This is a genomic window from Paenibacillus sp. FSL K6-0276 (assembly GCF_037977235.1).
Taxonomy (GTDB): Bacteria; Bacillota; Bacilli; order Paenibacillales; family Paenibacillaceae; genus Paenibacillus_AQ.
In genome coordinates, this window is record NZ_CP150276.1 from 106,425 (window position 1) to 129,246 (window position 22,822).

The 22,822-nt window shown below is 40.2% G+C and carries 25 protein-coding genes and 2 riboswitches; of the genes, 12 read left to right on the forward strand and 13 right to left on the reverse strand.

Annotated elements, in window-relative coordinates:
- Window positions 1-53: 53 nt before the first annotated feature.
- Together MHH52_RS00485 and MHH52_RS00490 are read right to left on the reverse strand one after the other, a co-directional pair.
- Window positions 54-1,058 (reverse strand): hypothetical protein, encoded by a 1,005-nt coding sequence (locus MHH52_RS00485; RefSeq protein ID WP_340006000.1) that lies wholly within the window; start codon window positions 1,056-1,058, stop codon window positions 54-56.
- Window positions 1,059-1,085: 27 nt separating this feature from the next.
- Window positions 1,086-1,268 carry a hypothetical protein gene (locus tag MHH52_RS00490; RefSeq protein ID WP_340006002.1) on the reverse strand — a complete coding sequence of 61 codons (183 nt, stop codon included), beginning with the start codon at window positions 1,266-1,268 and terminating at the stop codon, window positions 1,086-1,088.
- Between the two features lie 588 nt (window positions 1,269-1,856).
- Between MHH52_RS00490 and MHH52_RS00495 the strand changes: the two genes are divergently transcribed.
- From MHH52_RS00495 to MHH52_RS00525, 7 genes are all read left to right on the forward strand, one after another.
- Complete coding sequence (locus MHH52_RS00495; RefSeq protein WP_340006004.1) at window positions 1,857-2,483, forward strand: recombinase family protein; 627 nt, start codon at window positions 1,857-1,859, stop codon at window positions 2,481-2,483.
- Window positions 2,484-2,965: 482 nt separating this feature from the next.
- Window positions 2,966-3,508 (forward strand): ABC-three component system protein, encoded by a 543-nt coding sequence (locus tag MHH52_RS00500; protein WP_340006006.1) that lies wholly within the window; start codon window positions 2,966-2,968, stop codon window positions 3,506-3,508.
- A 221-nt stretch (window positions 3,509-3,729) separates the two neighbouring features.
- Entirely contained in the window at window positions 3,730-5,526 is a 1,797-nt protein-coding gene (locus tag MHH52_RS00505) for a DUF2326 domain-containing protein (protein WP_340006008.1), read from the forward strand.
- 197 nt (window positions 5,527-5,723) lie between these two features.
- Window positions 5,724-5,888, forward strand: a complete 165-nt coding sequence (locus tag MHH52_RS00510) for a hypothetical protein (protein ID WP_340006010.1) — start codon at window positions 5,724-5,726, stop codon at window positions 5,886-5,888.
- Between the two features lie 506 nt (window positions 5,889-6,394).
- Window positions 6,395-6,736: a hypothetical protein gene (locus tag MHH52_RS00515; protein ID WP_313640233.1), complete on the forward strand. Its 342-nt coding sequence runs from the start codon at window positions 6,395-6,397 to the stop codon at window positions 6,734-6,736.
- 12 nt (window positions 6,737-6,748) lie between these two features.
- Complete coding sequence (locus tag MHH52_RS00520; protein ID WP_340006011.1) at window positions 6,749-6,901, forward strand: small acid-soluble spore protein P; 153 nt, start codon at window positions 6,749-6,751, stop codon at window positions 6,899-6,901.
- 103 nt (window positions 6,902-7,004) lie between these two features.
- Window positions 7,005-8,096, forward strand: coding sequence for a hypothetical protein (locus MHH52_RS00525; RefSeq protein ID WP_340006012.1), 1,092 nt, complete (start codon window positions 7,005-7,007; stop codon window positions 8,094-8,096).
- A 79-nt stretch (window positions 8,097-8,175) separates the two neighbouring features.
- On the opposite strand, the gene MHH52_RS00530 is transcribed toward MHH52_RS00525, so the two are convergent.
- Both MHH52_RS00530 and tadA read right to left on the reverse strand, forming a co-directional pair.
- Window positions 8,176-8,745 (reverse strand): GNAT family protein, encoded by a 570-nt coding sequence (locus tag MHH52_RS00530; RefSeq protein WP_313640230.1) that lies wholly within the window; start codon window positions 8,743-8,745, stop codon window positions 8,176-8,178.
- 112 nt (window positions 8,746-8,857) lie between these two features.
- Window positions 8,858-9,331: a tRNA adenosine(34) deaminase TadA gene (gene tadA / locus MHH52_RS00535; protein ID WP_340009427.1), complete on the reverse strand. Its 474-nt coding sequence runs from the start codon at window positions 9,329-9,331 to the stop codon at window positions 8,858-8,860.
- A 441-nt stretch (window positions 9,332-9,772) separates the two neighbouring features.
- Here tadA and MHH52_RS00540 point away from each other — a divergent pair, with 441 nt between their 5' ends.
- Together MHH52_RS00540 and rluF are read left to right on the forward strand one after the other, a co-directional pair.
- Window positions 9,773-12,100, forward strand: coding sequence for an ATP-binding protein (locus MHH52_RS00540; protein WP_340006013.1), 2,328 nt, complete (start codon window positions 9,773-9,775; stop codon window positions 12,098-12,100).
- Window positions 12,090-12,791 (forward strand): 23S rRNA pseudouridine(2604) synthase RluF, encoded by a 702-nt coding sequence (rluF, locus tag MHH52_RS00545; protein WP_076121365.1) that lies wholly within the window; start codon window positions 12,090-12,092, stop codon window positions 12,789-12,791. Before MHH52_RS00540 ends, rluF begins: the two co-directional genes overlap by 11 nt.
- Window positions 12,792-12,897: 106 nt before the next feature.
- Here the strand turns inward: rluF and motB are convergent, their stop codons facing one another.
- Complete coding sequence (motB, locus tag MHH52_RS00550) at window positions 12,898-13,716, reverse strand: flagellar motor protein MotB (RefSeq protein WP_340006014.1); 819 nt, start codon at window positions 13,714-13,716, stop codon at window positions 12,898-12,900.
- A complete protein-coding gene (gene motA / locus MHH52_RS00555) occupies window positions 13,700-14,503 on the reverse strand; it encodes a flagellar motor stator protein MotA (protein ID WP_313640226.1) in 804 nt (267 codons plus the stop codon). The genes motB and motA overlap by 17 nt, the downstream gene beginning before the upstream one ends.
- A gap of 206 nt (window positions 14,504-14,709) precedes the next feature.
- Between motA and MHH52_RS00560 the strand changes: the two genes are divergently transcribed.
- Window positions 14,710-15,003, forward strand: a complete 294-nt coding sequence (locus MHH52_RS00560) for a hypothetical protein (RefSeq protein WP_340006015.1) — start codon at window positions 14,710-14,712, stop codon at window positions 15,001-15,003.
- Window positions 15,004-15,230: 227 nt separating this feature from the next.
- Entirely contained in the window at window positions 15,231-15,518 is a 288-nt protein-coding gene (locus tag MHH52_RS00565) for a 4a-hydroxytetrahydrobiopterin dehydratase (RefSeq protein WP_313640225.1), read from the forward strand.
- An 83-nt stretch (window positions 15,519-15,601) separates the two neighbouring features.
- Here MHH52_RS00565 and MHH52_RS00570 read toward each other — a convergent pair whose 3' ends face one another.
- The 6 genes from MHH52_RS00570 to MHH52_RS00595 all read right to left on the reverse strand — a co-directional run bounded on the left by MHH52_RS00570 (window position 15,602) and on the right by MHH52_RS00595 (window position 21,545).
- Window positions 15,602-15,958 carry a cytochrome c gene (locus tag MHH52_RS00570; protein WP_340006016.1) on the reverse strand — a complete coding sequence of 119 codons (357 nt, stop codon included), beginning with the start codon at window positions 15,956-15,958 and terminating at the stop codon, window positions 15,602-15,604.
- A gap of 127 nt (window positions 15,959-16,085) precedes the next feature.
- The gene (locus tag MHH52_RS00575; RefSeq protein WP_340006017.1) at window positions 16,086-16,571 is read right to left on the reverse strand and encodes a GNAT family N-acetyltransferase; all 486 of its coding nucleotides are present in this window, start codon (window positions 16,569-16,571) and stop codon (window positions 16,086-16,088) included.
- A gap of 294 nt (window positions 16,572-16,865) precedes the next feature.
- Window positions 16,866-17,357, reverse strand: coding sequence for a C40 family peptidase (locus MHH52_RS00580; protein WP_313640222.1), 492 nt, complete (start codon window positions 17,355-17,357; stop codon window positions 16,866-16,868).
- Between the two features lie 5 nt (window positions 17,358-17,362).
- Window positions 17,363-17,504, reverse strand: a riboswitch (cyclic di-AMP (ydaO/yuaA leader).
- A 358-nt stretch (window positions 17,505-17,862) separates the two neighbouring features.
- Entirely contained in the window at window positions 17,863-18,291 is a 429-nt protein-coding gene (locus tag MHH52_RS00585; RefSeq protein WP_313640238.1) for a C40 family peptidase, read from the reverse strand.
- A gap of 52 nt (window positions 18,292-18,343) precedes the next feature.
- Window positions 18,344-18,482: riboswitch (cyclic di-AMP (ydaO/yuaA leader) on the reverse strand.
- Between the two features lie 214 nt (window positions 18,483-18,696).
- A complete protein-coding gene (locus MHH52_RS00590) occupies window positions 18,697-19,527 on the reverse strand; it encodes a hypothetical protein (protein WP_340006018.1) in 831 nt (276 codons plus the stop codon).
- An 11-nt stretch (window positions 19,528-19,538) separates the two neighbouring features.
- Window positions 19,539-21,545: a M1 family metallopeptidase gene (locus MHH52_RS00595; protein ID WP_340006019.1), complete on the reverse strand. Its 2,007-nt coding sequence runs from the start codon at window positions 21,543-21,545 to the stop codon at window positions 19,539-19,541.
- Between the two features lie 103 nt (window positions 21,546-21,648).
- Between MHH52_RS00595 and MHH52_RS00600 the strand changes: the two genes are divergently transcribed.
- Window positions 21,649-22,155 (forward strand): YwhD family protein, encoded by a 507-nt coding sequence (locus tag MHH52_RS00600; RefSeq protein WP_313640219.1) that lies wholly within the window; start codon window positions 21,649-21,651, stop codon window positions 22,153-22,155.
- Between the two features lie 111 nt (window positions 22,156-22,266).
- Here MHH52_RS00600 and MHH52_RS00605 read toward each other — a convergent pair whose 3' ends face one another.
- Window positions 22,267-22,740, reverse strand: a complete 474-nt coding sequence (locus MHH52_RS00605; RefSeq protein ID WP_313640218.1) for an AbrB/MazE/SpoVT family DNA-binding domain-containing protein — start codon at window positions 22,738-22,740, stop codon at window positions 22,267-22,269.
- Window positions 22,741-22,822: the final 82 nt, after the last annotated feature.

Sequence of the window (22,822 nt, forward strand, 5' to 3'; positions counted from 1 at the left end):
TCTATATTTATATATTCTATATAGGACGCTGAAACAAGTTTTTGGTTTTTTGACTAAAAAGGTAATACCAAGTCTTCGTATTCGTCAAAAGACACTTTTTCACTTTGAGGTTCGATAATCGCATAAGAGTAACGTTCCTGACAGGTAGCCCAATTAATCTTTATAGGCTTTTCAACTTGCTTTTTGGTGACAGAGAAAAATTCAGCTTTATAAGCACGATACCCGTTGGCTTTAGTTGAAACATTATGAGGTCTATCGATTACCCAAGGCATAGGTAAGACATCGACCATTTCGTATTGTCGCAGCGTATGAAGAACCTTTTTCATTCTTGTAGGCTTCATACCAGAAACCTCAATTAACTTCTCTAGTGATATATTCCAATAGCCTTTATAGAAATCATATTTATGTTTAATTAACGAGTACAAATAAAAACCTTCAACACCAAGCTCTTTATTAGACATACACTTCAAGAAGGTTTCTACTTCAATACCGTGTGTTTGTGAAATGTCATCAAATGTACCCCATTTACTCTCTTCGCCATCCGAGCTGACATGTAATCTATCAAAGGCTTTAATTGGATAAGAAATAGTGGTTCGGGGAGGAGTGTTCTTTACGATTTCAGAATAGTAATACCCATAATCAATATTATTTTCTTCGTCTATGCTCCTATCTTTCAAGTAATCAAAGATTACCAATCTATCTTCATTTAAGTACCATTGAATAGGATAATTTGAGTCGGGTTTCGTATATCCCATCAAGTTCAGTATTCCCCCTTTTTTAATAATAGGGTCAAGAAATGTACTTTTTCCCGAGAAGCCTAATAATTGTTTTCTAATTGGAACTTTTAGTGTCAGTTCATTTTTTCCGTATATTGCATACCTATATAAAAATGTATCAAGATAATAACAAGCGTACACACTTGATACGAACAAAGAAGACCCTGTAACATTGTTTGTAATATCTTCAAAAATTTCGTTTGGCATATAAATAGTAGGTAGTTTATCATGGACACGTAATCTGTCTATACAAAGCATATCCTTTAGCTCCAGTAAATTCATTTGATATTATCATCTCCTTTAGTTGATTCATTTTTCAATAACTTGTCTAATGCTAACTTTTAGTTCTTGTGAGAGTAGATATGAATCATTATGTAGCCATCTACTTAGATGCTCGCGAGACATGCCGCTTGTCGCAGCAATAAATGTTATGGATGTTCCGTATTTTTCGCGGAATTGATTCACGGCTTGTCGTAGTTCTGTATCGTTCATTTTTCATTTCACCTCCTCACTAAAGTGTGATTTCATGAGCAAAAATAAAAACTCCCCGATGTGACTCAGAGAGTTGGTTCACTTCTAATAGTTTTTAGAGAAGGTCGCCTTTTAGTAATTTGGCAGGCGATTAATGAGTTAAGTCCTACATATATAGTTATACAGCTAGGTTGGAAAAACACACAGAGACGGACAATATTTTTATCTGAGCTTGATTTCATTAATCATTTTCATGTATGGATGCAATCCTACTTGATAAAAAAGGCTTTCGTATCGCAAATTTTAATCGTAGAGTTCGTGTGTGTGAGTGTTCGCCCCGCTCCAATCAGAAAAAGTACTTTTCAAACTGTAAAGTACCCCGACAGCACAGTAATAAAAGGACAATGTACCGCAGTGGTTGGCTGGATATTTGAAGTAGTTTCAATTGTTTTTAAACGTATACCTTTGTAAACGACAATTTAAAGTGGATTTTCATGGTTGTAAAGATGTTGATTTGACTATATAAACGTTTATAAATACATGGATACGTTTATAAACAATTATGATATAATTAGGTCATCACTTTAAAAAAAGAGGGATGCTCTACTAATGACAGTTAAAATATTTGCTTACATAAGAGTTTCTGCAAAAGACCAGAATCCCGATAGACAGTTACATGAGATGAAGCAGCTTGGAGTAAATGAACGAGATATATTCATTGATAAAGAGAGCGGTAAGGACTTTGACCGTCCTCAGTATCAAGCATTGAAGCAATGCTTACGTCAAGGGGATTTGCTGTACATAAAGTCAATAGACCGCTTTGGACGTAACAGCAAAGAGATTAAGAAGGAATGGGAACACATTACACAGGAGATTAAAGCAGATATTAAAGTGCTGGATATGCCTTTGCTTGATACTACACAGCACAAGGATACATTAGGGACATTCGTAAGTGATTTGGTATTACAGGTACTTTCTTTTGTTGCCGAACGAGAGCGTGAGAATATTAGACAAAGACAAGCGGAAGGCATTTCTGTTGCGAAAACAAAAGGTAAGCACTTAGGCAGACCGCAAAAGAATATTGATACTTTAAGCAAAGAACAAAAAACGATTCTGGATTCAAATTATCAGAAATGGCAATGTAAAGAGATAACAGCGGTGCAGTTCATAAAAATGTTAGGGCTTAAAAAGAACACATTCTATAAAATTGCGAGGGAATATCAGAAACAGATATAGCGTATAGCTGACTTCATTAGAAGCATCATTTTGATGCTTCTTTAATTTTATGTGGGTGGTTTACTATAGTTTTTCATATCAAAAATTCGTTGCCTACATTGAGGAGTCATTGAAGATTGATACTCCTAAATTGCAACGAATAATTTACATTTATAGCAGATTGATAATTCTAGTATTAATTCTTCCTGAATTTGTATAGATATAAGTGAGGGATTATTGTAGAATTGTAGAATATTGGAATATAGGAAATTAGAACTAGGGAGGAAACGATTTGAGTAATCTTGATATCTTTAATATTTCGGCAAGTGTAATTTCAATAATTTCTTTTTTTCTATCTTTATATGCAGCCAAAAGTGTATTCAATATCAAGAAACAAATTAACAAGGTAAATAGTGATAATATTTCACAAACTACTAGCGGAACCAATTCACCAATATATACTTCAAAAAGAGACATGAATATTAATAAGTAGGTGTGAAAACATGAGTTTCCAAACCAATGGTGAAAACTCCCCAATCTATTCATCTGAAAATATGGTTATAAATCATTTTTCAAGTCCAATTATGATTGACCCTGATGAATTGGGAGCATTAATTAACATATTCTTCTCAAAGATAGATGGACTAAGAGAGATTTCGACTGCTACATTTAATGAAAAACTTAGAAGAACAAATATTAAAAGGAAGAATCAAATTAATGGTATGACAAAAGAATACTACGGAGCCGCTGTTAGAGATTATATAGTTTACTTTAATGAAATTGATGATTATTTGAGTGAGCCAACGAATGAACAGGAAAACAAGCGATATAGATTTATTGCACGTGATGTAAATAGGAAAATTGCAGCATTCAAAAAAAGATTCGGCGCATTTGATGAAACTTTTGAACATGTAGTAACTAAGTTTACCTCAGAAGCAAGTCAAAAATTCGAATTGGATTTTCATAAAAAAGAATTAATACCTATTCTTATTGCGTATATGTACTACTTTTGTGATGTAGGTGAGAACGATGAAATTGACGCCTAATAAACATTTCAATATACAAAAGTCAGTTCTTGTTAAGACAACAATTATCATTCAAATTATGTTATCGGAGCCATATATTAAATTCGATGAATTGTATCGAAAGTATCATGCCAATAACTCAGAAAATGATTATAAAACCTTTATACTTGCGTTAGACTTACTATTTGTTTTAGGTAAAATTCGTTATTTTAAAAATAATGATACAATAGGAATGATTATAAATGAAGATTAGTAAAATTTATTGTTCTGAGGAAAAGATATTTGAAGACATTGTTTTTAATAAAGGTTTAAATATTATTCTTGCAGAAATAAGAAATCCAGAAAATAAACAAAAATCTAGCCATTGTCTGGGGAAATCAATGCTGGCTGCATTGATTGATTTCTGCCTTTTAAAAAAAGTAGGAAAAGAATTTTTTTTGAAAAAGAATCCAAAACTATTTGACCATTTTATCTTTTATATAGAAATCATGGTTAGTGAATCTCAATTTGTAACGATTAGAAGAGCAGTAAAAGCAAAATCAAAAATAGCCATAAAAACTCATTCCATTGGAGCAAAAAATTATAGAGATTTACCAGATAAGGATTGGGACTTTGTTGGTGGTTTTGAAAAATCCAAAAAACTCGTGAACGATATTTTATCTTTTGAAATACTACCTAATCATACCTATAGGGATACAATTGCTTTTTTTCTTAGAAGTCCAGAAGGCTTTAGTAATGTCTTTAGATTACCAAAGTATTTGCAGTCAAACGATGTTGATTGGAAACCTGTTGTAGCAGAATTACTTGGATTTAAATCAAAAAATATTATAGTTAAATATCAAAAAGATAAACAATTAGATTCTATTAATAATGAACTGAGTGCGTCTGTTGAGAATGAGTATGAAACAAGTATGCAAGAAGAAAGATTAAAAGTTGTATTGTCGCTCAAAATCGAAGAAGTAGAAAAAAAAGAACAGCAATATGACAGCTTTGATTTCACTAAAGCAGATATAGAAAAACCTGAAATACTCGCTACAGAAATTGACGAGAAAATTTCAGTTTTAATAAAAGATAATTATTATTTGAAGAATAAAATTGAACATGCAAATAAATCAATTATTAATTATAACTTTGATTTAGAAGAAATTAAACAATTTTACAAGGAAATCGGTATTTACTTTGAAAATCAACTTAATAAAGATTACTCTGATTTAATACAGTTTAACAAAGAAATTTTAAGTGAGAGAAACGAAATTGTCCAAGAAATGTTAAAAGAATATAATAAAATTTATGAGGAAAACAAAATTACAATTAAGAATTTAAATGTACAAAAAGCTGAACTACTTTCTTATATTAATACAACCGATTCATTTGAGAAATTCAAGCTTCTTCAACAAGAGATAACTGAATTAAAAACACAAATTGAAAGTATTAAAGTGAAAATAAATAGTATTGATATAATAACTGGACTTACTGAAAAGAAAAGCCGACTTGAAACCGAAATTTCTAATATTGTGGTTTCAATAAAGCAAGATTTTTTTGGCGAACACAATGCATATATTGAAACAATCAGAAAGCATTTTAACTATATACTCATGGAAATTTTAGGGGATGCGGGAGTAATCAGCACACCTTTAAATAAAAATAATAATATAGAATTTATTCCAGAAATTATAGACATGAACACAAGTCAAGTTAGCAGTAAAGATAAGGGAACAACATATAAAAAGCTGATGTGCTGTGCCTTGGATTTAGCGTTATTAGCAACGTATTCTAATAAAAAGTTTATTCATTTTGCTTACCACGATGGAATTTTTGATGGACTAGATTCAAGGCAAAAAAACAATTTTTATAATATTATTGAAGAATATTGCGAAAAATATAACATTCAAAGTATTTTATCATCCATCCAAGACGAACTTCCAGAGTCAATTCAAAAAACAGAAAAAATTGATGAATTAAAGAAACGCCACGTAATAGTTAAAATTTTACATGATGAAGGAAATGACGGAAGACTTTTTAAAATGGATGCGTTTTAAGGAAAAGTTTTATTTATTATTGATATTTAATGAGAGTCCTAATTATGAGGATTCTCATTTTTTGTAGTTTAAGTGGTTGATATTAGTTACTTCACCCGCTTCAATTGATATACAAAAAAACGCAATAATTGAATAGTAATTTCATGCATTTGAAGCTAGTAATAGTGGTTGGATTTTTAATGATTTAAGTCTTAATCATGGCTCTTATCCCACGTATCCCGTGGGACGTATTGGAGAAAATCTCCGTACGTATCGTCAACGAAGTGGAAAACGTAAACTGCGTAGTGTATGACATTAATTCGAAACCACCTGCAACAATCGAGTGGGAAGAGCTTGTTAAATTTAATAGTGGAAGAACTTAATGTTGCTTCTGAGTGTGCCTCCTACAATGGGACTCTATTTATATTTAGCATCAGCTACTGCAAGCTAACTAATAGCCAATTCATCAATAAGGTGATATAAGATATCGTTTGTTTTTACAGGTTGACTCATACATGCGAAAATAATATGATGAAGTTATCCAACGGTCACGTACCGAATTGAACGTTTTAATTCAGACCGCTGTAGCGGTTTAACAATAAAGTGCCATAAAGTCAATCAGCATAAGGGATGGCGGGCTTTTACAACGAGGGGCGGTCTTGAAAACCGTTAGGGTGCAAGCCCACATGGGTTCGAATCCCATCCTCTCCGCCATTCCTTTATGAACTTAAAGAAATAAGCAGATAGAAACCGTCTCCTTTGGGGGGGCGGTTTTTTTGTTGTGTTTGAACTAGTACAATTTTAGTTATTGTTTGATGAACCTAGTTCCAATGAGAATAAAAAGATTGATTTCTCCGCAATGTATTAGAGAAGGAGGATGATCATAATCATGGACAGACAATTGGAAGTAGATCAGCATAATCTTGTCTCTGCCTGGCAAGAACGCCTGCCTACGTTAATGGAGGAAGGGGACAGCTTCAATGTACTGGCGGATGAAGGCGATCCGAATAGTCTGCTTATACACTTTAATGCTGCGGGACGTCAAGGTTATTCACTTGATTTTCGTTGCAAGTACGTAGATAGCAGGGAGGTTGCTGTTGATCTGCTTGATGTGGAGAAAAGTGGGATTCATATTGATGAGCGTAGTGATGCAGTGCAGCTATTAGCACAGCAATATACACGGCAAATTCATGAATGTGCACAGGCTCTACAAAACATGACTAATCCTTAGGAGGAATGAACAATGTCAAAGCCAAAAAGTATTCCAGTTCCTGGGGCGCAGCCCACGGATGGCGAGCGTAGAAAGGAGCATAATTCATCTGCACCAGAGCCACTTTCTGGATCTAAAAAGGTGAAACAAGCTAATCATGTAAACCATCATAATCCGCAAGGATAACAAATAAAAACAATAAAAATTATAAAGAAGTGTTTCTTGATTTTTACAAATCGTTTATCATAAGGAGGGGAGAATTTTTTTTACATGGGAGAGGAGAAAAATAATGAACAAAAAATGGGGTTTATCGGCTGCGGCACTGTTGCTTACAGCAGCAGTAATTCTGCCGGGATGTGGAAGTAAACAGGAGGCGCCAAAAGAGGCCTTAAAATCAGCCGCTACAAAAGCGACAACGATGTCTTCATATGAGATGAAGAGTAAGTTTACGATCAACGATCTAACCATCGGGACCGCTGAAGGTGTATCTGCTGGAATGACCACACAGGTGCTCAGCATGCTTAAGAACGCTGATATAACCATTGATGGGGTTTATCAGGCTGATCCAATGCAGACAGAGCTAACAATGGTTCTCAATCTCAAGGGCGATATGAGCATGAGCTTCAATGTCCCTATGGTGATGACCACTGAGAAATTGTATGTTAAGATTCCATCGATTCCGTTCTTACCACTTCCGGAGACCATCGTTAATAAGTTTGTAGAGGTTGATCTGAAGGCGTTGGCAGAGCAAGAGGGTGCTGAGTTTAATCCTAGCTCTCTTGATACACAGAAAATGCAAAAGTTTTCTAATGAAGTGGTGGACACTGTACTAGCTGAATATGATGAAGGAAAGTATTTTAATGAGGTTAGTCTAAAGGACGCTAATTTACCAGAGGGTGTAGATGCTAAACAGGTCGTTCAGTTCCAAGTGACGAACGATAATGTTAAAGAAGCAATCACCATCTTTGTGAATAATGCCTTACCTAAAATCATTGATATTGTGAGCAAGGAAGAATACAAGGATATGCTGCAGATTAATGATGCTGATCTGGCTAAGGCTAAAGAAGAGATCACATCAAGTGAAACTAGAACTGAATTCGATAAGAGCTTGGCCGATCTTGATAAGTATCTTACGATTAACAAGTTCCACTACAATACGGCGATCAATAAAGACGGATTCCCTGTGTATCAGGATTTATTGATGGACATTAAAGTAAACGATCCGGAAGATGGCATAGACGTAGCCTTCTCTATAAACGGAACGGGTCAATATGGCAAGATTAACGAGAAGCCAGAGTTTAAGATTGGCATTCCTAAAGGCGATGATGTAATTACAATGGATCAACTAGAGGAGCAATTCGGTAGTTTGGGAACTTATTAATAAGAAGTCACGTGAGAAGACCCGCATGTAGCGTATGATATACGCCCATGCGGGTCTTTTTATTAGAAGAGTAAGAACGCTATTTATGTTCATCCGGTAGCACATCTTCGACCAATATTGCGTAGGTTTGATGATCCTGCCACTGTCCATTTATTTTGAGATACTGGCGGGCGACGCCTTCAGGCCTAAATCCGCTCTTCTCCAGCACCCTCCGGGAAGCCTCGTTATGCAATAATATGGCTGCCTGAACCCTATGTAGACCTAAGGCCCGGAAAGCGTAGCCGAGAACTAATCCGACCGCAGCGGTCATGTAACCTTTTGCCTGCACCCGATGATCCATTAAATATCCTAAATCAGCATACTGAGCTACACCTCTTGAGACATTAGATAGCGTGATTTGACCTATTAGTTGTCCATCAAGCAGATAGATGCCGAACATATAGGCCTTATCCTGCTGGGCATCCTCCAGTCGCTGATTGATGATCCGTTGTTGACTCTCCAAGGTGTAGAATTGCTCATCGCGTGTTGGTTCAAACGGTTCATGTGTCAACCGATTATTCAAACGTAGCTCCAGTAAGTTCTCTGCATCCTTTAGCTCTAGTGGAGAAATATAGATGCCTTGTGAGGTATGATATAAAGTAAGGGTCATTTCAGGGTTCTCCTTTTTTAAAATATAAGAAAGTATAAGTTTAGCACCTATACTTTATGTTTTATATTTCTCGCTTAAACGCTTACCATTCTTATAAGGACGCCGAAGACGTTTATGCTTCTTTCGATGGTTTTTGACGTAAACGACGAAAGAATGAGGTCAGTAGGTCTGCACATTCTTCTTGTAGAATCCCCTGAATGACTTCGGTACGATGGTTAAACCGCGGCTCTTCAAGCAAATTCATGAGGGTCCCAGCACATCCAGCCTTAGGATCAGGAGTGCCATACACAGTGAGGGGTACTCTGGATTGCACAATCGCTCCCGCACACATCGGACAAGGCTCTAAAGTAACATACAGCTGGCAATCCAGCAGTCGCCATGAGTTCATGACATTGCTGGCCTCGCGAATGGCAACCATTTCTGCATGAGCTGTAGAATCCATTGTTGTTTCTCTTAAATTGTATCCACGTCCGATAATTTCACCATGCCGTACGATGACCGCCCCAATAGGTACCTCTCCTAATGCTTCAGCTTTGCGGGCTTCTGCTATCGCCTGCCTCATCCAATGTTCATGAACCGCTCCCATATCATCTAGCGATTCACCTGCTTTAATATTCAAGATCATCTTCCCTTCCTTTATATCCATTGTACAACGAACAAATATTCGTTCTTAACAAAATGTGTATAACTCTGTGGATAACAGCCTACTTATACACATTTTTGTGCACATCGCTCTATAATAAAATGTTTATATGTGCATAAGATGTGGATGGTTTCTTAAAATATAAGAAAGTATAAGTTTCACACTATGCTTTATCCTTATATTTCGCGCTTAAACGCTTACCGTCCTTATAAGGACGCCGAAGGCATTTATACTTGTATATTGTAGAGAAAGACCTTTTGAATTTCAATATTCCTTGAATTGGAATGCTCATTGAAATGTCTTTTCAAATGTGAGGGCAAAAGGTATGATGTTTATTGAAGGGCCCGCAAGGATTTACCAGTGGATAAGAGGTGAACAAACAGTTTGTCCATAAAGACAAAACTATCTGCTATTATTTTTGGGGCGGTGTTGCTAATTTTAGCACTGAACCTGACATTTAACCTTTATGCCGCCCAAAACAATCTACGGAATGAAAGCATTAATAATATGCAACTAACCGCTATGCAAATGGCCGTTTCTGTAGAACAAAGTAACTATAGCTCTAACTATGTAGAATATCAAATTGCGCATAATTTAAGGATGGCGGCTATCTTTGCCTCCGAGGAACTGGATCCAGATTATAAGAATGTGACGAATGAAGAACTTAGGGCCCTAACTTCCAAGGTGGGCGTGTCTAATATTTCAATTCTGGTAAAGACTGATAACGATATCGTAGTAGCAAGGTCTTCGGTACCTAGTGATATTGGGATGTCCACAAAAGACTGGGGGTACTGGTATCTAGCCTTTTTGGAGTTATTCGATAATCAGGAAGTATCCGTGGGTCAGGGACAGTCCCTGAACCATTTTTGGTCAGGCCCATTTGAATATTCAACCTACAATCCCGGTTTCATTGAGAAGTGGGGTTATTATCGTGATGAAGCAAGTAACTACATCATTAATCCTGTTATTGTCAACACGGAAGCCAGCGATTATGTCAAAATCACTAATCCCGATCAAATTGTAGCGCGGACCAAAGAAGCTAATCCTGGGATTTTAGAACTCACTGGATTTAACCCGGTAACATTTGGTTCAGTAAGTATGAAGGCTGACGGAAGTGACACAATGAATAAGAAACTTGGTAACCGCCCCATTAAGTATGGCACCTATACTTATGGTAATGTGGAGCAGGATAGAGCGGCGATTCTATTGGCTCAGGAGAAGCAGAAGCCGGTTACACTGGAGACGAGAGTACATGGGACAAGAGTACTCAAAAGCTTCATTCCTATCCATTCTCCTGGACTGAAAGCTTATGTGATCGGTGTCGTTTTGGATTACTCTGTGATTTCATCTGTGGTTCATGAACAACTAATCAATAATCTGATAACGTCACTGTTATTACTTACATTATTCTTGTTATGTAGTTACATACTGTCTGGATTTGTTACTCGTCCTATTCAGGCAATACTTGCTAAAGTGAACGATGTAGCCAAAGGTAAATTCGAGCCTCCGCTAAAGGTAACTAGTCGGGATGAGTTAGGCCAATTGGCACTGCGAATCAACGCTATGACCGCTCACCTTATGCAGCGCACCAATCGGCTCAAACAGACACTGGAAGAGAACCGAGCGGTTAAGGAGCATCTGGAATCCGTGATTAACGGAACCTCCGATGCTATTCATACGATGGATATGGACGGCCGAATCACTAGCACGAACAGAGCCTTCGAAGAACTGTATGGATGGAGTGCTAGAGAGGTGCTAGGCAATATGCCATACCTTGTGCCCGCGCCAGCGCTTAAGCAAGAGGAAGAGAGGCTTAATGCGTTAAGGAGTGGCGCGGTTCTGCCGCCGATCGAAACAGTAAGACTTAAACGTGACGGAACAATAGTTGAAGTTAGTGTTAGTACCTCGGTGATTCGTGATGAAGAGGGGTATCCACATTCCTTTATTCACGTTTCACGTGATATGACGGAACGTAACCGTATGGAAGAACTGCTTAGACGCTCTGAGAAGCTGACTACAGTAGGTCAATTGGCCGCGGGAGTAGCCCATGAGATTCGTAATCCTCTTACGACGCTAAAAGGATTTCTGCAACTTCAACAAGAGAAGCAGCTTTTGGTCCCACTCCATATTGAGCTGATGTTATCCGAGCTCGAGCGGATTAATCTGATCGTAAGTGAATTTTTGATTTTGGCCAAGCCTCAAGCTGTTCATTTCCAGGAAAAAGATGTGCGGAACATCCTTGGCGATGTGGTTTCTCTATTAGACAGTCAAGCCCATTTGTTTGGGATTCAGTTTAGTGCTGCGTTCTCTGAACATCCATCTACTGTACATTGTGAAGTGAACCAGCTAAAGCAGGTGTTTATTAACATCGTCAAAAATGCAATTGAAGCTATGCCTGATGGTGGTGTGATTTCAATGGAGTTAAGAAATACCTTGGATTCTGTCTTCATTCTTATTTCAGATCAAGGCGAAGGAATTCCTAAGGATATGTTGCCTAAGCTAGGTGAACCCTTCTTCACCAATAAGGAGTCGGGAACAGGCTTAGGGCTAATGATTAGCCAACGTATTATTCAGGCTCATAAGGGGCATTTGGAAATACAAAGTGAAGTGGGTCAAGGGACAACCGTTATGATCAAGCTGCCTGCAGCCGGCACGTTTACCCCTTGGCTTAATATTAAGGATGAACGGAGTGAAGGACAACGTGAGAATTAATAAATTCATCAGTGAGACAGGTTACTGTTCACGCCGTGAAGCAGACAAGCTGGTGGAAGGTGGTAGAGTTACGATCAACGGAGAACCTGCTGTGCTTGGCAGTCAGGCCGTTCCAGGCGATGATGTGCGAATAGATGGTGTAGCACTTGAAACATCAAGCCAGACGGTTTACATTGCGCTAAACAAGCCAGTAGGTATTACTTCAACCACAGAGCAGCATATTAAAGGGAATATTGTCGATTTTGTAGGTCATCATGAGCGAATATTCCCGATTGGACGATTGGATAAGGATTCGGAAGGATTGATTTTGCTTACCAATGATGGAGACATCGTTAACAAGATTTTACGGGCTGAAGGCCGGCATGAAAAAGAGTATGTAGTTACTGTGGACAGACCGATTACGCCATCATTTATTACCGGCATGTCTAGCGGCGTAAAGATATTAGGTGAGAAGACGCTGCCTTGTGAGGTCACTCGTATTACAGAGCGTGTATTCCGTATTATTTTGACTGAGGGTAAGAATCGTCAGATTCGTCGTATGTGTAGTGCTTTTGGCTACGAGGTTAGAAAGCTGCAACGCATTCGGATTATGAATATTCGTCTAGGAGCATTACAAACAGGAGAATGGCGTGAGTTGTCTGCTGAAGAGAAACAAGAACTTGGAGCTACCCTGAACTACAAACTTCTATAGTCTAGAAGAGATACTGGCCTAGGCGTGAATACTATTTATCAAAAAAGAGCTGTTCCATCGGTCTAAGACCTTGGGACAGCTCTTTATGCTTGTAATAGGATAACCATCATTCATCGGAAGGAGCAATACCTGAGAACTCTTTGGTTTCTTGATATTTACGAATAATGGATACTTCAACACGGCGGTTCTTACTTCGTCCAACAGCTGTAGTATTTTCAGAAATGGGGTGGTACTCCCCGTATCCAATCGCACTAAATTTCCGTGGATTCAGGTTCGTATTCGTTAGCAAAATCTTCATGAACTGAAGGGCGCGATCCGCGCTCAGGTCCCAGTTGGAAGAATAGTTGCTATTAGAGATAGGAATATTATCGGTATGTCCTTGTACGACTACATCATAATCCGGGAATTGCTGCAGCATGGTTGAGATGGACTTTGCTAATTGCCGAGAATCATCTTTAACTACAGCCTGTCCGGAAGCGAACAATGCGTTATCACTTATCGTAATCATAAGCTGAGACTGATTGAGCTTAGTACTGAGCAGATCCGTAAGGCCGTTCTTGCTGATATATTGATCAAACTGCTTCTTAAGCTTCTCTAAATCCTCTTGTTCCTTTTGCCGCAGTTTAGCCATTTCTGTTTCTTCGTTTTTCTTGGTTACTGATTTATCCATTTGATCATTTTTTCCTAAATCCTCTTGACTCTTAGATGGCATTGCCGCCCGCTCTTCAAGAATACCTGTACCGCCATTAAGAGCGGAACTGAAGGCTTGACTCATCTCTTCGAATTTTTTGGCATCCGTTGCACTCATAGAATACATTACGATAAACAATGCTACCAGAAGGGTCATAAGGTCAGAATAAGGCAGTAGCCACGATTCATCGGCGTGTTCTTCATGCTCTTCGTGTCGTCTAGTCTTTTTGCTCACCCGATCCACCCTCCTTCTTATCATTTAACTTAGCTCGTTCCGAAGGTGTTAGGAAGACAGCAAGCTTCTGATTGATGGCAATAGTGGATACACCGGATTGTATGGACAAGAGACCTTCGACCATCATCATTCGAACTTCAATTTCTCGTTTGGAAAGTCGTTTTAGCTTATTGGCAATAGGATGCCATAATACGTAACCTGTAAAGATACCGAGTAGTGTCGCGATGAAAGCAGCCCCGATTGCTGCAGCCAATTTGTTCATATCACTCATATCAGCCAGAGCGGCGATAAGTCCGATAACTGCCCCGAGTACACCAAGTGTAGGAGCGTACATACCTGCCTGTGAGAAAATGAGTGCCCCTGCTTTATGTCTATCTTCTGTGGCGTGGATATCCTCCATGAGAACATCGCGGACAAAATCCTGATCATTCCCATCAATAATCATCCGCATGCCATTTCTGAGGAAGTTATCTTCTATTTCATCGACTTTAGACTCAAGAGCCAGCAGACCTTCACGCCGTGTAATAGAAGCCCATTCCATGAACATAGTAATTAATTCGGGTTTACTGATTAATTTCTTTTTGATAAAAATCATTTTAAACAGACTTGGAATCTTTTTGACCTCCGAGAATGGAAAGGCCATGAAGATGGAAGCCGCTGTACCCACTAAGATAATAACGTAAGCAGCGGGTGTAGCCAAAGCGTGAAGAGGAGCGTGCTTGAGGATCATGCCCCAAATTACTGCAACTAGACCAAAAATTAAACCGAGTATTGTTGAAATTTCCATTATGCACCTCGTCCATGAGATTATAAGATGTGTTTCGACAAAGCCGCGTATATCATCCTTGAAACGGCGGCAGGGCACTCTGTACGAAACCGAATAACGTATATTCTTATTTATCGACATCATTCCGTTTTTTGTGAAGTCATTTTTTCGGCTATAATGGATAAGGTAAGTAATTATTCATCTGTGGAGAAAACGGAGTGATACATGTGGGTGTAAAGCATGGTAGAGATTACGGTGAAATCCTAACTGATTTGACCGAGGCTGTCGGACGAATTTCCGATGGGTACTTATTTTTTGAAATGGATCCAGTAGAGTGGCAAGAATTGCCGCAGGAATCCAAGCTGGAGGTATGGGAAGCGCTGGCCGAGGATCTTTTCTTCGCGCTGGGTAATGAACCGATGATTGAGGTGGGGAGCGGCGTTATCATATACGACAAGGACACGTACCGCATTAATATTTTAGTTGGAGAAGAGGATTTAGCCTCTGTTGTTTTGATTTAAGAAGAGGGAATGGCGGGACGTAATTTGCCCGTAGTTAGTAGCCCGTGGTAAAATTGGTATAGCCGAGTTATAATCGCTGGGATTCTTGAATACATTTAATCGAAAATATTGCCTTTATCCTGGCACATCCCTTGGACCTCAGAAGCTAAGGGATGTTTTGTTTAACGAATAAGACAAGTAAAGGGCCTGCGGAATTTACTGCAATTTTTAGTAAGGGAGGAAACGAATTGTTATTTACGGAAGAAGAACTGCGTGAGCAGATCAGTAAGCTGGAAGGTTGGAAACTGGAAGAGAATATCATGGTGCGAAAATATATGTTCAGCCAATATATGCAAGGTATTGCTTTCGTTGATGAAGTAGCCACCATTTCAGAAGCCTTTGATCATCATCCACATATTACGATTGATTATAAGACAGTTACCCTACGACTGAAATCAAATGAGGAAGACGGTATTACGGCTCTTGATATTCGAGAGGCACATGAATTTAATGAAGCCTTTGAGAAAAATCATTAGTGTAACCCAAGCTCATGAATAAACGCCCGTGCGCAGATAGTAACCTATCTTCTGGCACGGGCGTTTTTAGTTGCTTAGGTAGATCACTTTTTTTCCGAGAGCCAGAGGGCGACGTTAGCAATCTCTTCAGGGGCCAGCTTCTCCTTAAAGGAAGGCATTTGACCGCGTCCTTTAGTGACGATGCTGTAGATTCCTTCAGCGTCATGCTGACTACCTTCATTTTGAAGACTTGGTCCAACTCCACCTTGAAGCTGATCGCCGTGACAGGTAATACAGCTGGCTTTCACGGTTGCCTCCGCCTTTGCCGCATCTAATTGAACTACTGGCATCGTGGGCTTATTCTGTTCAGCTACCTCTTCTTTACCTGGAAGTGTAAACATAAGTACTACCGCAAAGGCACAGGCGGCAAAAAACAAACCGCTCATGATCCATTTCTGCATCCCAGTTCGTCCCTTCTATGTAAGCTGCTCCCTACATTATAGCTCAATGTGAAGCGTTATCATAGGGTTTGTGACAAAAAAATGAACGATAATACAATCAATCCATAGAAATATATGGAATATAATATCATTTGTCATAGACCATGCAATAAAATGGTTTGTTTCCTGTGGGGGTTAGGCGCTCATACGTATCCGTAATCGTAAATCCACACTTTTGGTATGTTCGGATGGCTCGCTGGTTCCAGGTCAATACCTCTAGATCAATCTCACGCTCAGGATAACGAATCAAGGCTGCTTGCACGATTGCATCTACGAATAATTTCCCTAGACCTTGGCCGCATAGATCGGGGCGCATGCCAATTCCCAAACGAACGACACCTTCCATTGGGAACAGCTGCGCGAATCCGCATAAAGTCCCTTGCCCATTTAATATGGAGATATATTGCTCATTCCGTAGCTGAGGGTCACCGAACTCGATTCCAAGAGCCTGCATTTGCTCCCACGGCATCCAGCCGTAAATATTATAAGGGGGTGTGTAGTTCCACTTGCAAATATCTTCCGCATGAGTAGTCTCCATAAGAGCAACATGAAAAGTAACCGAGGGATTTATCATAAGGTCAACGACCTCCTTTCACGAGGGTCATACTTTAAAATATAAGAAAGTATAAGTTTCACACAATACTATATGTGTTATATTTCTCGCTTAAAACGCTTACCGTCCTTATAAGGACGCCGAAGGCATTTATGCTTGTAACTAATTATATACAATAAGAGGGATGTTGGACTCAGAAACTTTATGAGGATTATTGTTTTACAAATTCCGAGAGGGGGAAGTAATAAATAAGACAAAAAAACAAGCCCCTCCCCAAGAATTAACATCTTGGAAAAGAGCTTATGTACGATTTACTTATTGAACATCATCATTATCTTCTGTCTCAGAAGCAACAGAATGATAAGCATCTGTGCTCATAATCCGTTTAGCACCGATGTAGCGTTTCACGTAGTAGCTATCACTCAGGGCGCTAATCGTTACACCGCGTGAGGAGGAGGCGTGTGCAAACTTGCCTTCACCGACATAAATGCCGACATGGGAGACACCCTTACCACTTGTATTGAAGAATACAAGATCTCCAGATCTTAAATCATCTTGGGAGATAGCTGTACCCATTTGATACTGGGAACCTGATTGGTGTGGTAGGTTGATACCAATTTTATCAAACACATACATTGTAAATCCGGAGCAATCAAATCCATTTGTGGAGATGCCGCCGGATACGTACTTAGTTCCGATGGTCTTATCGATCACTTTATCCATTTTGGAATCCGCGAAAGCGCTTCCTGCTCCGATGGTGAAGATAATGGAAAAGCTAAGTACTGCTGCTGCTAACTTCTTCTTCAAAAGTTTATACCCCTTCCAGATGCCTACGAGGTTAGCTTAAGGGTTCGGTTGAAGGTCCCCTATGACCCCTCTAAGAATGGAGGTCAATTCACCCAAAGTTGGTTCCCCCGTTTCCCTAATAGTTAGGAAACTCGGCTCAGACTGTTGATTAGGAATAGCTCGTAATCAATACATGACAAAACCTTTGTAAATAACAACTTAATGATTACAAAAATGTTACTAAAATCTCACTGCGCTAATTGTAACAAACAGTGAGCCGCTTGGCAATCGTTTTTAACATATTAATGCAGAATAATTGGCATTTTTAAGGACAAAACGCATATGTAAGCGCTAATAATGACCTATTTTTTCTATTTATTGAAATATTTATCGAATAAATATGTTTCGATCCTGTTCTAGTGGTGTAAAGAATATAATAAGGCAAAAGAAAACCTGGATTCGATTACGGCAATAATCAAATCCAGGCCTATATAGTTAATTGTGAGGTTATAGTTGTGGGGAAGTATTAATCGTAGGCTACTGCTTGATATGATGAAGTACTCATTACTCTTTTAGCGCCAACGTAGCGATTGTTCCAGTAGGACTGGCTAAGTGAAGAGATGTTCACACCACGCGAAGAAGAAGATTGTGCAAATTTACCGTTTCCAACATAAATCCCGACATGGGATACGCCGCTGCCCAATGTGTTAAAGAAAACCAGATCACCTGAACGCAGTTTGCTTTTGGCTACAGGAGTTCCGATATTATATTGAGCTTTTGAGGTGCGGGGCAAAGAAAGACCCATATTCTTGAATACATACGTAGTAAATCCAGAACAGTCAAATCCGGCAGTGCTAGTGCCTCCGGTTTTATAGGCAACTCCAATAGTCTTTGAGATAACACTGTCCATTTTAGAGTCTGCAAAGGCACTTCCTCCACCAATAGAGAATGCCATCACTAGTCCTAGCGCCGCAGCGACGCATGCTTTTCTTAAGTTCTTCAAAAAAATGTACCCCTTCCAATGCCTGTGAGGTTAGCTTAAGGATTCGGTAGAAGGTTCCCCTATGATCACTGCAAAGCGAGATCAATTCACCCAAAATATGGTTCCCCCACTTCCCGGTGCAAGGAATTCGGCGTTTTATGCACCAGATAGTGACTTGTCGACAAGACTACGACAAATACATGAAGTTATGTAGAAATCGTTTCAAATGATTACAAACTTGTTACTAATGGAACAGGACCTATTGTAACAAAGTCTTTACGATTTTGCAAATCCTCATAATTTATCTATAACGCGAAAGAGTCCCAGCTCCTGATTCAGGAACCGGGACTCTTATATTATGTTCTGTGAGGCTTTAAATTATTGTGGAAATGCTTTACTGCGCCATAGATGATATTGAGCGGAGATCTCCCACATTTTGAAGAGTGTTGAGGGGAGTGATGAGATTTGACGAATAAGAAGTGCCGGCAGGCCAGGACAGAAGATACCGGTTAGTCCGCACACCAGCAGAAGGACCAGGCCTCCTGCACCAAGTACGATTGAAATGCCTATAGCAGGAATCAGCGACTTCAAGCAGATGAACAGTGAGGAGAACATCCCCGTACCACTGGTATAACCAAACTGCATATATAGAAGGAACAGACGCACGATAAAAATGTATATAAGCCATGCCAATACGTATGGAACTAGATGAAGTAACAAAGAGTAGTTCATAAAGGAGGATAAGAACAGCCCGTACATTTTTGGAGCAAGCCAGTATAACGGCAGTAGAGCCAGCACCCATTCGATTAGACTGAAGATCAACACTGGAAATCCATAAAGCTTCATACCGGGAAAAAAGAAGAGGCCACGCTCTCCCTTTCGCTCCTGATGGAGTTCATGCAACAATCCAGCTCTTATGAAGGGGGAGAGTAGCAGTCGCAAGACAACAAGCCCTAGGAACATCCATAACCAAGTACGTATCGCAGGATCTGTGTTCAAGCTGAACTGCCCTTCGACATAATAGAGTAGTCTGCCCATTCCGCTGCCTCCGGCATTTTTATCGGGATAGCGTAGTAGGATTGGAACGATAGCAGACCGGACAAAACCGTACAAAAAGTAGCCCCAGAGCAGCCGGTAAATGAAGAGCAGAATTAGAATATAAAATTGCTCCTTCATGCTTTGCCAGCCGCGGGTTATCGATGTTCTCACAATCATTCACCTCACCAGACAAGAGTTCCGAGCACGGTTTCAAGCAGTTTTGTCACGCTTAATGTCCATCGAGAGAGCGCTTTAGGCTCTATTTCCGCTAGTCTGAAGTTGTTGAGATGTTTGCTCTCCAAAAGAATGGAATGCTCAGGATCAATCTCAGCAGAGAGTAGAGGCTTATCAGTTAACAACTGAAACATAGTCTCTGCCCCTTCGCCGTTCCAGACCCGCTGCACAGAAGAGCCGTCCGATAATGTGAATTTAATGGGAACGTCAACGTAATGGCTCCCTTTGTTTGTAATCTTCACTAATGATTCGTAGCTTTGAGCATCACTGCTGCCGTTCTTTTTAGAGGTAATCGTATCTACTGAGAAATCAGGAGCACCACCGCCATAAATATAATCTTCGAAATAAGGCTGCCACGATTTTTTGGTTACCTTCTCAACGACCTTCTGAAAATCAGACGTAGTGGGATGCTGGAAACGGAATTTACGTGTGTAAGTGGACATGATGCTGTTCATTGCTTTAGTACCTACTTGGCGTTCAATATCTTTAAGCACCAGCTTTCCGCGGATATACACATTTCGGCTATAGGAATCTGCCCCAGCATATTTCCATGTTTCTAAGTTTAGCGGCTCTGATTTGGTCACCAAGCTGGACTGCAGAGGGAGATTAGCCTTGCTGCCGTATTCTTGCTCCATGAGTCTGTCCTCGGCATAGGAAGTGAAGCTTTCGTCCAGCCAAGCCTCCTCGAATTCATTGCTGGCTACCATGCCGTAGAAGTATTGATGGCCAATTTCATGAATGACGGTTCTTTCAAGTGAGGTGTCGGGGGAAGAATCCGTTGCCCCAAAGGCTGTAATGAGTGTAGGATATTCCATTCCTCCAGCGCCGTTGCCTTCCTTAGGCGGAACAATAATTGACAGAGTCGAGTAGGGATAAGGACCATACCATTTGCTGAAGTAGGTCAGGGCAGCCTTAGCGGCCTGAAGGTACCGTTCCTTTAAGTCTTTGTGCAATGGATCGAGATACACCTTAATCCGTACACCCGGCACTTCTGGCGTAGAGAAGGCTTCTTCTGCTACTGTAAAATCAGGGGAAGCAGCCCAGGCGAAGTCGTGAACATCGTCAGCATAGAACTGATATATTTTTTGATCTTGTTTCAGCTTGGCATTCTTTACAGGAAATCCGGTCGCAGCCACCGTATAGTTGGAAGGAACGGCAATCGTTACATTAAAGATGCCAAAATCGCTGTAAAACTCAGAGGTCCCGTGATACTGATGCAGGTCCCAGCCTTCTTCCTTAACCCCACGCGTGCCCATAGGCTCGTATACACTAAGCTTAGGGAACCATTGCCCAGCCATCACGAAATTCCCTGATGCACCCATACGGGCAAATATTTTGGGGAGCTGGACCTCGAACTGGAGTCTAAGTGTGACACTCTCTCCGCCATTAACAGGCTGTGGGAGATGTACCTTTAGGAGTGTCTTATCGTTGACGTTACCATCATCGGGCTGTACAAATTGCACTCTTTGCATTAGAGATGTTCCTTCTGTCGTGCGAAGATCGGTTAAAGTCATACTTCCGAAGCCGTTCTCTGGCATGGTGTCCCCTCTGAGAGTTCCTCCGGACTCCTTCATAAAGGTAGTATCTGGTGAAGCGAAAGCATTTGGATACATATGAAAATATAGATCACTTACTGGTTTTGATCCGGGGTGTGTCCAGGTTACCGTCTCAGAAGCGATTAAGGTTTCTGTATCAGGAACAAGCTGAACATCGATGTGATACTCGACAACTCGATGGCTTAATGCCTCCTCTGCAGGAACGGGGGCGCTATCCGGCAGAATCTGCTGTGGTGCAGCTGCAGGGGCTGTGCCGCTTGAGGACTTGGCCTCTTTTGAAGCAAAGCTAGTAACAGAAGATGTAGAGTTATCTCCCGAATAGACCCATATTCCTCCTAGTAGCACGAGGGCGGCCAGGGTCGCAAAGATGATGATGTACCTTAATGACAGTGACTTCATACTGTGATTCCTCCCGTGACAAGCATCTACGGGATGTATATGTTTGCAATCGCCGTATTATTAGCTAAAATTAAATTATTCGTAAGAGGAAGGGTGTGCACTCGTGGACAACATACAACCGGAGGGCAAGAAACAGATTGCCTTAAATATTGTGAATGCCAAAAGTAAACATAAAGGCTTTGGAGCAGGCTCTATAGAGCTCAATAACGTATCGCCTGTCATTATTGATGGCGGTGAAGCAGTCATTGATATCGGTGCCATGCATGCCAAGAGTAAGGTTGAAAAGGGTATTAAATTCTCCATGAACCGTGAAGATGTACCTAATGGAAGACAGGTTTGGGTGGTATGGGTAGCAGTGGACCGTACCCAGGAAAGTCAATTCTATGGTGGAATAACGGCCTGTGAAATGTGGATCGATACGGAAGCGCGTCGCGGTTGGAAAATTCTCGCCGAGCATGTCAATAAGTTGGATGCTGCTCTAAAACGCAAAATCGATGTGGGAGGGCTTGGCGCAGTTGAAAAAGCTGCCCTGAAATCCCTCTTGATCTCTCATAATGAGGTATGGTGGACTGCGTCCTCCGATGAGCTTAAGGCTGCGCTGACCGAGTAGGAACAAATCACCCGATCAAGATTACCTGATACAGAAAAAAGGCTTCGACATCCTGAAATAGGAGAGTCGAAGCCTTTCTTCTTGATTGAACAGGATATACATCGAATTAGTTTACGATTTGCCTGCAGTACTAAGTTTGCGTTTGAGTTGACTTACTCTGGCTTGACTGATCCCGAGGATTTCAGCAAGCTCTTTCTGATTGGCATATGGATGATCTTCTATGGCCTGCTCCAGGCGTTGGCACATATCCTCTGTCTTCGTCTTCCGGATCGTGCTACTGTGCTCTGACACTTCGCCTGCAAAATCTTGGCGCGCCTCCGGCACTTGAGACATGCGTTCAGGATCGGCAATTTCTTTTAGACAGCTACTGCAAATAAATTGCTCTTTATAGTAGGTGACATGGTCGTGGCTTCTGCAAAACGTACATTCTGTCGAGGTGTACTTCCTGAGTATGATGGTGTTATCGTTTAATATAAAAAATTCGATAGGATCACCAATGTCGATATTACGAGTCATACGGATTTCTGCGGGAACCACAATTCTCCCAAGACTGTCTAAACTCCGGATCATGCCTGTATCCTTCATCCCATGTCCCTCATTTACATCTTTATATTTTGGTTGCTACTAACTATTATAGCAGTAATTGTGAGTTAAGAGAATGGGGTGA